This window comes from Leifsonia sp. YAF41 (assembly GCF_052113185.1).
Classification (GTDB): Bacteria; Actinomycetota; Actinomycetes; order Actinomycetales; family Microbacteriaceae; genus Cryobacterium.
Genome location: NZ_JBFRCS010000007.1, coordinates 171,959 through 184,982, shown reverse-complemented (window position 1 = coordinate 184,982; position 13,024 = coordinate 171,959). Strand labels below are relative to the sequence as shown.

General features: G+C 66.7%; 10 protein-coding genes. 5 read left to right on the top strand and 5 right to left on the bottom strand.

The features are described 5' to 3' along the window. Positions 1 to 64 precede the first annotated feature (64 nt). Positions 65 to 1,108 carry a hypothetical protein gene (locus tag AB4Y63_RS08655; RefSeq protein WP_441790651.1) on the bottom strand — a complete coding sequence of 348 codons (1,044 nt, stop codon included), beginning with the start codon at positions 1,106 to 1,108 and terminating at the stop codon, positions 65 to 67. A gap of 154 nt (positions 1,109 to 1,262) precedes the next feature. Between AB4Y63_RS08655 and AB4Y63_RS08650 the strand changes: the two genes are divergently transcribed. From AB4Y63_RS08650 to AB4Y63_RS08640, 3 genes are all read left to right on the top strand, one after another. Beyond that, the gene (locus AB4Y63_RS08650) at positions 1,263 to 2,546 is read left to right on the top strand and encodes an ATP-dependent DNA helicase (protein WP_441790650.1); all 1,284 of its coding nucleotides are present in this window, start codon (positions 1,263 to 1,265) and stop codon (positions 2,544 to 2,546) included. A gap of 143 nt (positions 2,547 to 2,689) precedes the next feature. Continuing rightward, positions 2,690 to 3,973 (top strand): serine hydrolase domain-containing protein, encoded by a 1,284-nt coding sequence (locus tag AB4Y63_RS08645; RefSeq protein WP_441790649.1) that lies wholly within the window; start codon positions 2,690 to 2,692, stop codon positions 3,971 to 3,973. A gap of 134 nt (positions 3,974 to 4,107) precedes the next feature. Continuing rightward, entirely contained in the window at positions 4,108 to 4,629 is a 522-nt protein-coding gene (locus AB4Y63_RS08640) for a DinB family protein (protein WP_441790648.1), read from the top strand. 97 nt (positions 4,630 to 4,726) lie between these two features. Here AB4Y63_RS08640 and AB4Y63_RS08635 read toward each other — a convergent pair whose 3' ends face one another. Beyond that, positions 4,727 to 5,578 (bottom strand): hypothetical protein, encoded by an 852-nt coding sequence (locus AB4Y63_RS08635; protein ID WP_441790647.1) that lies wholly within the window; start codon positions 5,576 to 5,578, stop codon positions 4,727 to 4,729. 189 nt (positions 5,579 to 5,767) lie between these two features. Next, positions 5,768 to 6,448 carry a TetR/AcrR family transcriptional regulator gene (locus AB4Y63_RS08630; protein ID WP_441790646.1) on the bottom strand — a complete coding sequence of 227 codons (681 nt, stop codon included), beginning with the start codon at positions 6,446 to 6,448 and terminating at the stop codon, positions 5,768 to 5,770. A gap of 136 nt (positions 6,449 to 6,584) precedes the next feature. Here AB4Y63_RS08630 and AB4Y63_RS08625 point away from each other — a divergent pair, with 136 nt between their 5' ends. Together AB4Y63_RS08625 and AB4Y63_RS08620 are read left to right on the top strand one after the other, a co-directional pair. Then, the gene (locus tag AB4Y63_RS08625; RefSeq protein ID WP_441790645.1) at positions 6,585 to 9,440 is read left to right on the top strand and encodes an MMPL family transporter; all 2,856 of its coding nucleotides are present in this window, start codon (positions 6,585 to 6,587) and stop codon (positions 9,438 to 9,440) included. Beyond that, on the top strand, positions 9,437 to 11,434 hold the full coding sequence (locus AB4Y63_RS08620) for a YhgE/Pip domain-containing protein (protein WP_441790644.1): 1,998 nt from the start codon (positions 9,437 to 9,439) through the stop codon (positions 11,432 to 11,434). The genes AB4Y63_RS08625 and AB4Y63_RS08620 overlap by 4 nt, the downstream gene beginning before the upstream one ends. Before the next feature lie 54 nt (positions 11,435 to 11,488). Here the strand turns inward: AB4Y63_RS08620 and AB4Y63_RS08615 are convergent, their stop codons facing one another. Together AB4Y63_RS08615 and AB4Y63_RS08610 are read right to left on the bottom strand one after the other, a co-directional pair. Then, entirely contained in the window at positions 11,489 to 12,340 is an 852-nt protein-coding gene (locus AB4Y63_RS08615) for a PaaX family transcriptional regulator C-terminal domain-containing protein (RefSeq protein ID WP_441790759.1), read from the bottom strand. Beyond that, positions 12,340 to 12,996, bottom strand: coding sequence for a GNAT family N-acetyltransferase (locus AB4Y63_RS08610; protein ID WP_441790643.1), 657 nt, complete (start codon positions 12,994 to 12,996; stop codon positions 12,340 to 12,342). The genes AB4Y63_RS08615 and AB4Y63_RS08610 overlap by 1 nt, the downstream gene beginning before the upstream one ends. Between the last annotated feature and the right edge of the window lie 28 nt (positions 12,997 to 13,024).

Below are 13,024 nucleotides of genomic sequence, written 5' to 3'. Positions count from 1 at the left end.
GTCGAAAGTTATCAGCTGGCTCCCGTGCTGTGGGGTGGATGACGAAGATCGCGGCAATCTGTCGCTAGTGCAGCTGAATGGCGATCGAACCGTCGCCGCGGATGGTCACGGTCAGTCCGATGGCAAACGGCACGTCTTCGTCGCGCGTCGTGAGCTCGCCGTCGAAAAGCGATTGCACGTCGACGACAATGTGGGCCTGCCCGGCCGTGTCGGCCATCTCGAAGGCGCTTTCGCCGGCCGTCAAGGTGACCTCGGGGTAGCTGGCGATCGACCAGGCCGGCAGGCCCTTGATCCGGTCGTCGATCACGACGCCGAAGGGGCAGTCAGACGGTTGCAGAACCTCCTGGGTGGCACAGGCGTCGAGGAATGTGTCGACCTCTTTCTGCACCTGCGCGACGAAGTTCGGCGTCGGTTCGGTGACGACCATGACCTTCGTCACCCCGGACGAGGTCACGGGAATCTGTTGCTCCGGAGAGGTGAGCAGCACCGATTCGTGCGCGATTGTGTAGAGATTCGGGGCAAAAGCCAGATAGGAGGCCTGATTCGAGAACGTGCGCGGTGCCGCGGCGTCGGCCTGGGCGCGGGTATCGAGCGAGAGCCCGTTCACCGTGAAGATCGACTGATGCTGCACGTCCACCTGCAAAACACCGATCGGGCTGGCCTCGAAACGCCAGCTGGTGAAGGGGCCGGCGAAGGTGCCGGTGCTCTTCACCGTGAACGACATGTTCGATGGAACATCACCGAGGGTGAAGCTGTACGAGACGGTGTGGACGCCGGGTGCCGTTTCGGCGTCGCCGACGAGCTGGATGTTGTCGAGGTCACCCAGAACGGAGTCGCGGAGGAGCGTCTCGGGCAGGTCGGTCGGCAGGCCCGCCGCCGCGAACTGGTCGTTCTTCGGCGCGACGCCCGGGAGGGCGAGGGCGGCGGTCGTGTCATGCCGGGCGAGGGCGTTCAAATACTGGCGAACAAAACCGCCGGCGCTGTAGACGTCGCGGTTGAGGGCTCCGATCGCCGCACCGAGCGCGACAAGAAGAAGCGCGGACACAGCAACGACGGCGATAATCGCGCGCGTCCGCCCACCCCGTTGGTCACCGCCCCCTGTGCTCATCAGCTCATCTTATTCTGCGGCGGCTGCACAGATGCTGACCGTCCGCTGTTGACGGCCTGCAGCATCTGCCCACGCCGGTGGGGATAACCGAGGCGGCCCGGCAGCTCGGCCAGTTACAGTGGAATGTCCTTCCCGCGCCCATCGAAAGTTCGCCGTGACCCCGATTTCACTCTCCGCCGAACAGGCCGAGGTTTTCGCCGCGATTGAGGGCACCAAGCAGAACCTCTTCATCACCGGGCGAGCCGGAACCGGTAAGTCGACGCTGCTGAACCACCTGTCGTGGAACACCAGCAAACAGATCGTGATCGCCGCGCCCACGGGTGTCGCCGCGTTGAACGTCGGCGGTCAGACCATTCACTCGCTGTTCCGCCTGCCGATCGGTGTCATCGCCGACCATGTCATCGACCAGCCCGACTCGGTGCGCAAGATCCTCAACACCATTGACACCCTCGTCATCGACGAGGTCTCGATGGTCAACGCCGACCTGATGGATGCGATCGACCGCAGCCTGCGTCAGGCCCGGCAGCGCCCGAACGACACCTTTGGCGGGGTGCAGATCGTGCTGTTCGGCGACCCGTACCAGTTGGCCCCGGTGCCGGGGGACTCCGATGAGCGCGCCTATTTCGCCGACACGTACCGGTCGCTCTGGTTCTTCGACGCCAGGGTGTGGCGGGATGCCGACCTGCGCATCTTCGAACTCACCGAGATTCACCGTCAGCACGACGCCGACTTCAAACACATGCTGAACGCCGTGCGGCACGGCCAGGTCACCGCAGAAATCGCCGGGGCATTGAACGCCGCCGGTGCCCGCACCCCGCCGACGGAGGGCGTGATCACCCTCGCCACCCGCAACGACGCGGTCAACCGCATCAACGCCGCCGCGTTGAAGCGGCTGTCGGGGCGGGCCCTGACCGCCAAGGCGGAGGTGACCGGAGACTTCGGCGGGCGCACCTTCCCGGCCGATGAGACGCTCGAGTTGAAGGTGGGCGCGCAGGTGATGTTTCTGCGCAACGACGCCGGCCACGAGGGCGGACCGCGCTGGGTGAATGGCAGCATCGGCACCGTGACGAAGATCGACTCGACGGTGTTCGTCGATATCGACGGCGAAATCCACGAGGTGGAGCCGGCGATCTGGGAGAAGTTCAAGTACAGCTACGACCCGACGACGAAGAAACTCAGCAAGGATGTCGTCGCCGAGTTCACCCAGTTTCCGTTGCGGCTGGCCTGGGCGGTCACCATTCACAAGTCGCAGGGCGCCACGTACGAGCGCGCGATCGTCGATCTGGGCGCTCGGGTGTTCAGCCCGGGGCAGACTTACGTTGCACTCAGCCGGCTGACCAGCCTCGACGGCCTCTACCTGAGTCGCCCGCTTCGGCCGTCGGACATCATCGTTGACCCGAATGTGCGCCGGTTCATGCAGATCCCCGAACGGGAGTAGGCGGCCCGGCGGACCTGCCCCCCAAATGTGGCACTTTGAGTGGACATGATCATTCGATCGGATGACGTGCCGGAGTACCCTCGTCGATAGAATTTCGAATAAGACATGTTCGAAATGTGCGCGGGGGTGCCATGAAAAACGAGATGAGCGATCGACGGGCCATTGGCCTTCTCGCCCTGATCATCAGCGCCACTCTGTTGCTCTCCGGCTGCACTCTGGCCGCCGATGCGAAGACCTCCGGGCGCACCGAGGCGACCACGCCATTCTCGGACGAGATCACCGGCAAGCTCGACGCGGCGCTCGCCGGCGCGATGACGCAGGCCGGCGCATCCGGTGCCATCGTCGGAGTATGGGCGCCCTGGGCGGGCACCTGGACCACTGCGACCGGGACTACGATGACGGCCGGGAACGACAAGCTCACGACCGACATGCGGTTTCGCATCGGTACCAACACCACGGCGATGACCTGCACCGTGCTGATGAAGCTTGTCGACGAGAAGCGAGTCAAGCTTTCGGATCCGGTCTCCAAGTACCTGCCCCGGCTTCCCGGGATCGACGACATCACTCTCGGCCAGCTGTGCCAGAACACCTCAGGGCTTGCTGACTACACGGGGCAACTCGGCCCTCAATTCGTGAACAATCCCACGCGTGACTGGCCGGCCCTCGAGGTGGCCTCGGCCGGGATGGCTGCCGCGCGCACAGGGAAGCCGGGCACCGCGTTCGCCACGTCGAACACCGGGATCGTGCTGCTGGGGATGGCTCTCGAAGCCGCGACGCACCAGAGCTGGGACACGCTCTATCACACCTATGTTTTTGACCCGCTGGGCCTGAACTCCACCAGTTTCCCGACTGCCGACGAGTTCGCCATTTCGGGCAGCCACCCGCACGGCTACGCAACCAGCCTGGGACAGGGCGGGCAGCTGGTCTGCGAGGCAGTGCTCGATGAGACGCAGCTGTCGAACTCGATGGCGGGAGTCGCCGGCGGCGTGGTGTCGTCCCTGTCCGATCTGAAGGTCTGGGCGCAGGCGCTGGCCGAGGGAGACCTGCTCTCGAAGAAGTCGAAGGAGGCCCAGTGGGCGACGATTCCGGTCGGCACAACCACTCCCGGCTGGAGCACCTACGGGCTGGGCGCGGCTCAGCTCGGGCCACTGCGGGGGAGCAGCGGGAGCATTCCCGGATTCATGACGGCCGCTTACTCTGATCCGACCAGCGGTCTGACGATCGTTGTGATGCTCAACAACTCGACGGCCGGAGCATCGTTTGCTTCAAACCTTGCATTGCAGTTCGCCTCAATCGTCGCGGCGGCTCCCGCCGTCGGGTCGGCCACGGCGCCGGCGCTTGAGCTGCCCTGGTCAGAAGCCGACGCCGCGCTGGCACTGCAGTCGACCCCGGTCTGTCCGCCGGTCGAAGCTGCCCCGGCCGGCTGAGCCGGCTGGCGAGCGAGCTGGCGATCGAGCGGACCCGTCGAGAGCGCTGATCGCGGCGCGAAACTGGCGGAAGGTGGCCGTTGTGTGGCGTTTTCTGCCGGGCCGCCGCAACCACGCGCACCTAGGCTGAGCGCATGACGCTGATCCCCGATACGAAAGACTGGACCTGGGTGCTCGAGCGCCCCTGTCCCGAGTGCGGCTATGACGGCGGCCAGGTGCAGTTCGCAGACATTCCCCGTCTCATCACCGAGAACGCTGCCCGTTGGCAGGCTGTGCTCGAGCGGCCGGACGTGCGGACGCGGCCGAACCCGGCGACGTGGTCGGCGCTCGAATACGCCGCCCATGTGCGTGACGTCTTTCACGTTTTCACCGCGCGGCTCGACCTCATGGTGACGGAGGACAACCCTGACTTCCCGAACTGGGATCAGGATGCGACGGCGCTCGCCGGGCGGTATGACGAGCAAGACCCGCAGACGGTGGCGACAGAGCTCGCGGCGGCGGCGCACGTCGCCGCCGACGCCTTTGGAGCGGTGCCTGAAGATGCGCTCACGCGCAGTGGTCGCCGCAGCGACGGCGCCGTCTTCACCGTCTCGTCGCTCGGTCGCTACTTCGTTCACGACCCCGTGCATCACCTGCACGACGTCGGCGGGCGTTGACCGCTCGCATCGAGACTCGCCGTTAACGCCGAGAGTCGCCGTCGGAACGGCGGCTCTCAGTCGTGAGGGCGACTCTCGGTGAGCGCCCGTTTGGTTTTTAGTACCAGTTCATCGACTGGGAGTGGCCCCACGCGGAGCAGGGGGTTCCGTAGGAGCCCTTGATGTAGGTGAGGCCCCAGGCGATCTGCGTGGCCGCGTTGGTCTCCCAGTCGGTTCCGGCCGAGGCCATCTTGCTGCCGGGCAGCGCTTGCGGGATGCCGGTGGCCCCACTTCCCGCGTTCAACGCGGTGTACGACCAGCCCGACTCCTTCTGCCAGAGCTGGTTGAGGCAGCTGAACTGACCCGCGTCCCAGCCGTACTGCGACGCGGCCATGTCGCGCGCGACGGCGCGGGCGCCATCCGGAGTACCGGCGGCGGCCAGAGCGGCGGCCTTCGCGGCGGCCTGGGCTGCTGCCTCAGCGGCGGCTGCGGCGGCCTGTTCGGCGGCAACGCGGTCGGCTTCGGCCGTGGCGGCCTGGGTCTGCGTCGCTGCCGAGGAGGTCTGCTTGGCGAGAGCGAGCACCGTCGGGGTGTCGAGGGACTCGTAGTTCGCCAGTGAGGCGACCGAGGTCGCGAGCGGGGTGGCGTCGACCTTGTTCTGTGCCGACGCGAGCACCTGGTTGGCGTGGCTGAGCGTCGAATCCGCCTGGAAGACGGTCTGTGCGCGCACAAGCTTGGTGTCGTACTGCTTCTGCTGCGCCTTCAGGGCGCTTGCCGCGGCAGCATTCTCCTGGTTTGACACGGTTGTCGCATAGGCGACGCCGGTGCCGGCCATCAAGCCGGTCGCGACGATCGAGGTCGCAATCAGGAGCTTGGCCCGGCGCGAACGTCGCAGGGTGGGGCCGGGGCGGATGCCGGTGAGGCGGGAGAGCAGGGTGGGGCGGGTGGAATCGGGGGGAGTGATCTGCATAACTTCCAGCTGGCGTTGTGGCCGGGAATCGCAAGTCCGGCCGTGCCAATATTCGATGTGACGCGGTCCCATCTGGCCGCGCAGGCGAAGTTTCTAGTATGCGAAGGCTTTCTGGACGAACCCTCATTTTCTCCTGTGCGAACCATGCGCACGCATGAAAGTACGGGAGTCGGGGCGTGTCGGACGGGGCTACGCCACCGTGCCGTTCAGCGGCGTGGTCAGCGCACGAAGAACAAGGGGGAGTGTGCGCATCGCGTAGGGAGAGGTGGCCACACTGGGCGACGGGTCGTTCGACAGAATCGCTTCCTGCATGGCCGACTCGCAGAGTTCGATGATCATGCGGGTTGCGTCGGAGGAATCCATTGAGAATTTCAGCCCGACGCTCGCGAGGGCGTCATCGAGCCGGGAGGCGAGCCGCTCGCGGAAGTCGCGTTCGAACTCCAGGTAGCGGGGGGCCTGCTCGGCGTCGCGCATGGCGTTCAGCCGAAACTCTGACTGCATGAGCGTCCAGCGCCGGTCGTCCATCTGCAGGGCGAGAAAGTCGGCGACGACCTTTTCAATCGTGAGGATCTCGATGCTCTGCGAGGCGTCGATGCCGGGCAGAATTGACTCGATGCCCTGCTGCAGCTTGGCGAAGCGGTCGAGCATCTCCCGCTCGGCCAGCGCGAAGAAGAGCTCCTCTTTGCTGTCGAAGTTCGAGTAGAACGCGCCCCGGGTGAAACCGGCGCGTTCGGTGATCATTTCGACGGACGCCGCGTGCACGCCGGTCTCGGCGAACACCTCGTAGGCGGCCTGCAGAAGCTTCTCGCGCGTCTTTTTTCGGCGAGAGCTCTCGCCCGGAGTGCCGTCGGGGAGGTGATCCTGCTGCATCCTGACACCTTACTGAGAGTCGATTGCGATACACCAGTGTATTGGATACATTTGTGTATCGGATACGTCGCTGTATTTGCTGAGCGTGCGCACCGTTGATGCACGCATCCTTCTTCACCACACTTTGGGAGACCGCGTGTCGTCATTGCTGTATTCGCTGGGCCGCATAGCATTTCGGTCCCGGTGGAAGGTGCTCGGCGCCTGGCTTCTGATTCTCGCCCTTGTTGGCGGCGGGGCCGCTCTCTTCAACAAGGGACTCGACAACGCGATCTCGATCCCCGGCACCGAGTCGCAAGAGGCCCTGGACACCCTGGCCACCACTTTTCCGCAGGTCAGCGGCGCAGGCGCCCAGATCATCGTTGTCGCTCCATCCGGCAGCACCGTCAACGATCCGGCGGTGACCAACGCGATCAACGACGCCGTCTCGGCCCTCGACGACCTCGACCAGGTGGCCCAGACCGTCTCGCCCTTCTCCGAGCACGTTGCCGACGCGATCAGCTCTGACGGCTCGGCCGCCTTGATCAGTGTGCAACTCGACGGCGCGGCCTCAGAGATCACACCGGCGACACTCGAGGCGTTGGAAACCGAGTCGAAAGCCCTGGAGGACGCGCTGCCTCCCGGGTCACAGACCTCGCTCGGCGGCCAGCTGTTCTCTCAGGCGATGCCGGCCCTGAGCCTGGTCGAACTTGTCGGCGTCGGTGTCGCGCTCATCGTGCTCATTCTCACGTTCGGTTCGTTCTTGGCCGCGGGGATGCCGCTGGCCACGGCCCTGCTCGGTGTGGGCATCTCGGTCGCGCTCATCTTTGTGGCGACGGCATTCGGGCCGATCACCTCGACCACTCCGATGCTTTCGCTCATGCTCGGTCTCGCGGTCGGGATCGACTATGCCCTCTTCATCATCTCGAGGCATCAGGACCAGCTGAGAGACGGGCTCTCGCCCGAAGAATCGGCGGCCCGCGCCGTCGCGACGGCCGGCTCCGCGGTGATCTTCGCCGGCTTGACCGTGATGATCGCGCTCGTCGGCCTGAGCGTGGCCGGCATCCCGTTCCTGTCCACGATGGGCATCGCCGCCGCCGTCGGCGTCCTGGTCGCCGTGCTGATCTCGCTCACCCTGATCCCGGCACTGCTCGGCTTCGCCGGAGACCGGTTGCGCCCGAAGCCCCGCACGAACAAGAAGGCACGCGCGGCAGCCGCCTCGGCCGCGGCATCCGGCGACAGCACCGGCCATGCGCCCGGCGCGGACCGCTCCGATGCGCCCGTGTCGATCACCGACCACCGGAAGTCCGGCCACCAGAAGGCCGCACTCACCGGGTCGCAGCGTTTCTTCCGCGGCTGGGTGCGGGCCGTCACCCGGTTCCCGATCGCCACCGTGATCGCCGTCGTCGCGGTTCTCGGCATCCTCTCGCTTCCGGCCCTCAGCCTCCGACTGGCACTGCCGGATGCCGGGGCCCTGCCGGAAGACAACCAAGCACGGGTCACCTACGATCTGGTCTCCGAGCATTTCGGCGCCGGATTCAACGGACCGCTCATCGTGACCGGCAGCATCGTGTCGAGCACCGACCCGGTCGGATTGATGAACGACCTGGGCGCCGAACTCGCCGACCTTCCCGGGGTGGCTGCGGTGCCGCTGGCGACCCCGAACGAGACGGCCGACACGGGAATCGTGCAGGTGATCCCGACGGGCAGCCCCGACTCCGAGTCGACGAAGGCACTCGTCACCGAAATCAGGTCGCTGCACGACCATTTTGAAGAGAAGTACGGCATCAGCATCGCCGTCACCGGCTTCACCGCCGTCGGCATTGACGTTTCAGACAAGCTCGGGGGAGCGCTGCTTCCGTTCGGCCTGATCGTCGTCGGTCTCTCCCTGGTGCTGCTCACGATGGTGTTCCGTTCGGTCGCGGTGCCGATCAAGGCAACGCTCGGCTACCTCCTGAGCGTCACCGCGTCATTCGGGGTGGTCGCCCTCGTCTTCAACGACGGCTGGTTCGCCGACGCCCTCAACGTGACGCAAACCGGGCCGGTGATCAGCTTCATGCCGATCATCCTGATGGGCGTGCTGTTCGGCCTGGCGATGGACTACGAGGTCTTCCTCGTCGCCCGGATGCGCGAGGACTACGTGCACACCGGCAAGGCGCGCCAGTCGATCGAGACCGGGTTCATCGGTTCGGCGAAGGTCGTCACCGCGGCGGCGATCATCATGTTCGCGGTCTTCGCCGCCTTCGTACCCGAGGGTGACGCCAACTTGAAGCCCATTGCGCTCGGCCTCGCGGTCGGCGTGTTCATTGACGCCTTCATCGTGCGGATGACGCTGGTTCCCGCCGTGCTCCAGCTGCTCGGCGATAAGGCCTGGTGGATGCCGAAGTGGCTCGATCGTGCGCTGCCTTCCTTCGACGTCGAGGGTGACGGCCTGCAGAAGGAGATCGCCTTGCGCGACTGGCCGGCTGCCGGATCCCGCGACATCGCCAACGCCGAGGGCCTCAGGCTCGCCGCGGGCGACGACCTGCTCTTTCACGAGGTGGCTTTCGACCTGCCGGAAAATGGCACGCTGATCGTCGCCGGTGAGCGCGAGGCCGCGGTGACCGCACTGCTCCTCACGGTGTCGGGCCGGATGGGGGCCGATGCCGGCCGTCTCAAGGTCGCGGGGTTCGTCTTGCCCGTGCGCGCCGCATCCGTTCGGTCGCGCGTCGCGTTCGTGTCGCTCGGCGACGCGTCAGACCCCGCGCGGGCGGTGAGCAAGGCCCTGGCCGAGAAGCCGCTGATCGTGGTGCTTGACGGCCTTGACCGGGTCGTCGACCCGCTCACCCGCCGCACGATTGCCGAGCGCCTGACCGGCGCCGGGGTGGCAGCCAGCCAGGCCGATCGCACGCTGGCCCTCATCGTCGGCACGTCCTCTCCCGAGTCGGTCGCCGACGCCGTTCCCGGCGCAGACACGGCCGAACTCGTCGAACTCTCCCGCCTGTCACTGACGCACGAACTCGAGGTCACCGCATGAGCACTCCGCTCGCCCGACTCCGCCTGTCCCGGTCCACCGGCCGGGTAAGTGCTCTGTCGATCCTGGGCATCATCCTGGTGCCCCTCGTTGTCGCCGGAATTCTGATCTGGTCGCTCTGGAACCCCGCCGACCGCCTCCACCAGGTGAACGCCGCGATCGTGAACAACGACGCGCCGGTCACCATCGACGGACAGATCGTGCCGCTCGGCCGGCAGCTCTCCGCCGGCCTGGTCGGCGGCGTCGACTCGAACGCGGACGCAGCTTCCTCGTCGACGAGTGGCAACAACAGCGAGAGCGACAGCGCGTTCAACTACAACTGGGTGATCACGGATGCCGACGACGCGGCGAGCGGGCTGGCCAGCGGTCGGTTCACCGCGGTTGTCACCATCCCCGAGAACTTCTCGGCCTCGGCCACGTCGTTCTCGGGAGCCCCGGCGGATGCGACACAGGCGGTCATCGATGTCGCGACCAGCGACAAGAGCCGTCTGGTTGACGACGCCATCAGCCAGGTGATTACGACCACCGCCGCTGGCCTGGTCGGCAACCAGCTGACCACGAGCTACCTCACGAACATCTACGTCGGCTTCAACACGCTCGGCGACCAGCTCGGGGAGGCGGCCACCGGTGCCGGCTCGCTGGCCACAGGGCTCGGGACGCTCGCCGACGGAACGGCGAAGCTCGCAGACGGCAGTGACGAACTCTCAAGCGGGGCCTCTGGCCTGGCTGACGGGATGTCCCAACTCTCGGGCGGACTCACTCAGCTGTCGGGCGGGCTCACCGCCCTGCAGCAGGGGACCGCAAACCTCCCGGCCCAGAGCGCGCAGCTCGCGGCGGGGGCTCAGGGAATCGCCGGCGGTATCGGACAGGTCAATGACACACTTGCCGGGCAGGCGAGCGCACTTCAGGGCCAGCTCGCTGCCCTGGGCGGGATTGCCGCCGAAGTCTGCACCCCTCCGGTCGCCGATCCCGCACTCTGCCAATCGGTGCAGACACAGATCGGCGCCATCGCGACCGTCGTCGGAACCGCAGCAGGAACCTTGGACGCCGTGTCGTCGTCGACCGAGTTGTCGGGCGCGGCAGATCAGGTCGCCGGCGGTATGGCGCAGTTCGCCGCTGGGATGCCGGCGCTCGCCAACGGAATCGGCCAGTCGGCATCCGGTGCCGGCACCCTCGCCACAGCGGGAGAAGCCGTCAGCGGCGGCGCCAGCTCCCTGTCCGACGGCGTGAGCTCGTTCGCCACCGGGGTGCGGGGAGTGTCTGACGGCACGGCCAGCATCACGACCGGTGCCGGCTCGCTTGCCACCGGGCTCACCACCGCGGTCGATCAGCTGCCGCACTATTCGGAGAGTGACCAGTCAAAACTGGCCGAGGTCGTCGCCCAGCCCGTTGTCACCGATAACACCGGTGGACTCAGCTTCGGAACGACGGGTGTGCCCTTCTACGCCGTGCTGGCCCTCTGGCTCGGCGCTTTGGCCAGCTTGATCGTCTTGCGCGCCGTTCCTGCCGATGTGCTCGGGTCGACCAAGTCGTCGCTCGCCCTCGCCGTGAAGGCCTGGCTGCCCGCCGCGCTTGTTGGCGTGGTGCAGGGACTCCTGGTGACGGCCCTCCTCGTGAAGATGGTCGACCTCGATCTCAGCGGCTGGTTTGCCTTCACGGGTATTGCCGTGCTGATCGGGGCGGCATTCGCGGCGACGAACCAGGCGTTGAACGCACTGTTCGGCGGCGCCGGCCGATTCGTCTCGATGATCGTGGCCCTCGTCTTGATCGGCACCAGCATTATCGCGACGGCGCCGGCCGCGCTCGACAGAGTGATGACGTTCTTGCCCGTGCAGCCGGCGATCGCCGCCCTGCAGGCCAGTGTCACCTCACAATCCGCCGGCGGGGCCGTCGTCGGACTCGTGCTCTGGACGCTCGGGGCGCTCGGCGTGACCACCTTCGCGATTGCACGCAGGCGCACGGTGACGGCGCGGCAGTTGGTGCCCGCAACCGCCTAGGCGGGGCTGCGGCGGCGGACTACTGCGGTAGCCGCCGCCCGGAGGCACGAGGCGTCACGAAAAGACGTAGCCGGCGAAGAGGCTGATCTCGTGGCGTTCGAGCGCGGAATGAATGCGCCCCCACAGTTCGCGGAATCGTGCCCTGGCCACCGGTGCCGGCCAGGTGGGAGGCAACAGCTCGGGGGGCAGCAGCGGATCGTCACGCAGGGCCGCGTCGAACGCTGCGGCAAGTCGCAGGGCGATACTCAGCAGCTCGACCGTCGATTCGTGACTCTCTGGTGATTCCGTGAGCAGATGCAGTCGATCGGCAAGTTCGTCGCAGCGGTCCGAGAGCTCCTGATAGTGCCGCGCGAGAGCAGGCAACGGCCAGAACCGCGCGGCGAGAACCACGGGATCCGAGATCGAGGCGGTCCGGAGGTCGCGAGAGGTGGCAAACAGCACGCTGTCTCCCACCTCAAGTCTGTCGATGTCTGGCTCCAGCAGGGGTTCCCACGGGTGGGCACTGACGTACAGTCCGCCATGTACGGCGGCTCCGCCGAATCGCAGCGCTGCCACCCGCAGGGCGTCCCGTGCCGCGCGCTGCTTCTCCGGAATCGAGAAGGAGAGGAGATGCCAATTGCCGTCCCAGTCGGCCTGCCCGGCATCCTGGGCATAGGCGAATCTCACAAATGACTCGTCCTGGCGTTCGCTTCGCGCACGCCCCGTCGTCTGCCGCAGGGTTCCCTGGCGACCGCGGCCGTGCTGCAGGTAGTTTCCTTCGGCAATCATCCGGCGCACGGCGAGGCGCACACGCTGGTCGTCGAGGCCGAGGAGACGCCCGACGTCGTAAATCTGCCCGAGCGGCGCACTGCCATCTGCTCGGATCAAGGCCTCGATCAGCGCGCGAGGGGTGATGCCGGTGTGCATCACGGGGTGGCCGTTTTCTCGGCGCTGTCCGTGGCGGCGGCGACCTGTCGCACCATCTCGGTCGCGCTCGAGAAACCGTATATCGCTCCAAGGATGGGAAGCCGATGGTTCTCCGTCGCAACGTACCCCGCACGCTCGTAGAGGCGCTGCGCACGTGGATTCGTGTCGACGACGCTGAGCCGGATGGTCGCCAAACGGTGATCCGCCGCAAGGGATTCTGCCTCAGCGAGCAGACGGGTTCCAATCCCATGCCCCCGCGCGTCGGAGCGGACGGCCAGCCCGTCGAGCAGCAGTTCGCCGGCCCCCGGCGCGCGGTGCAGCGGAAGAAGCGCGAGCGCCCGCCACGGGGCACTCCACTTCGAGTAGAAACGAGCAAGGTCGCCGAGCTTGGCGTCGAGGGCGGCACGACCGGCGAGATGAAATCCCAGCGCCCCGACGACGGTGCCGCCGGCCACTGCGCAGAGGAATCGGTCGGCGACGAGGGTGCGGGCGAGAAAGGCGCGGGCTTGCTCCGCCGGCGCCAGCCCGGGACCGAGCTTGGCCGCGAATGCCTCCCAGTACAGGGCGGCGACCTGCTCCTCAGAGCCGGGCGGCACGGATCGCCGGATACTCACGGGCCCCTCGGCATAGTGATGCCGGTTGCGTTCAGCGCTCATATCGATAGTCTATCGTTACTCCAACGAC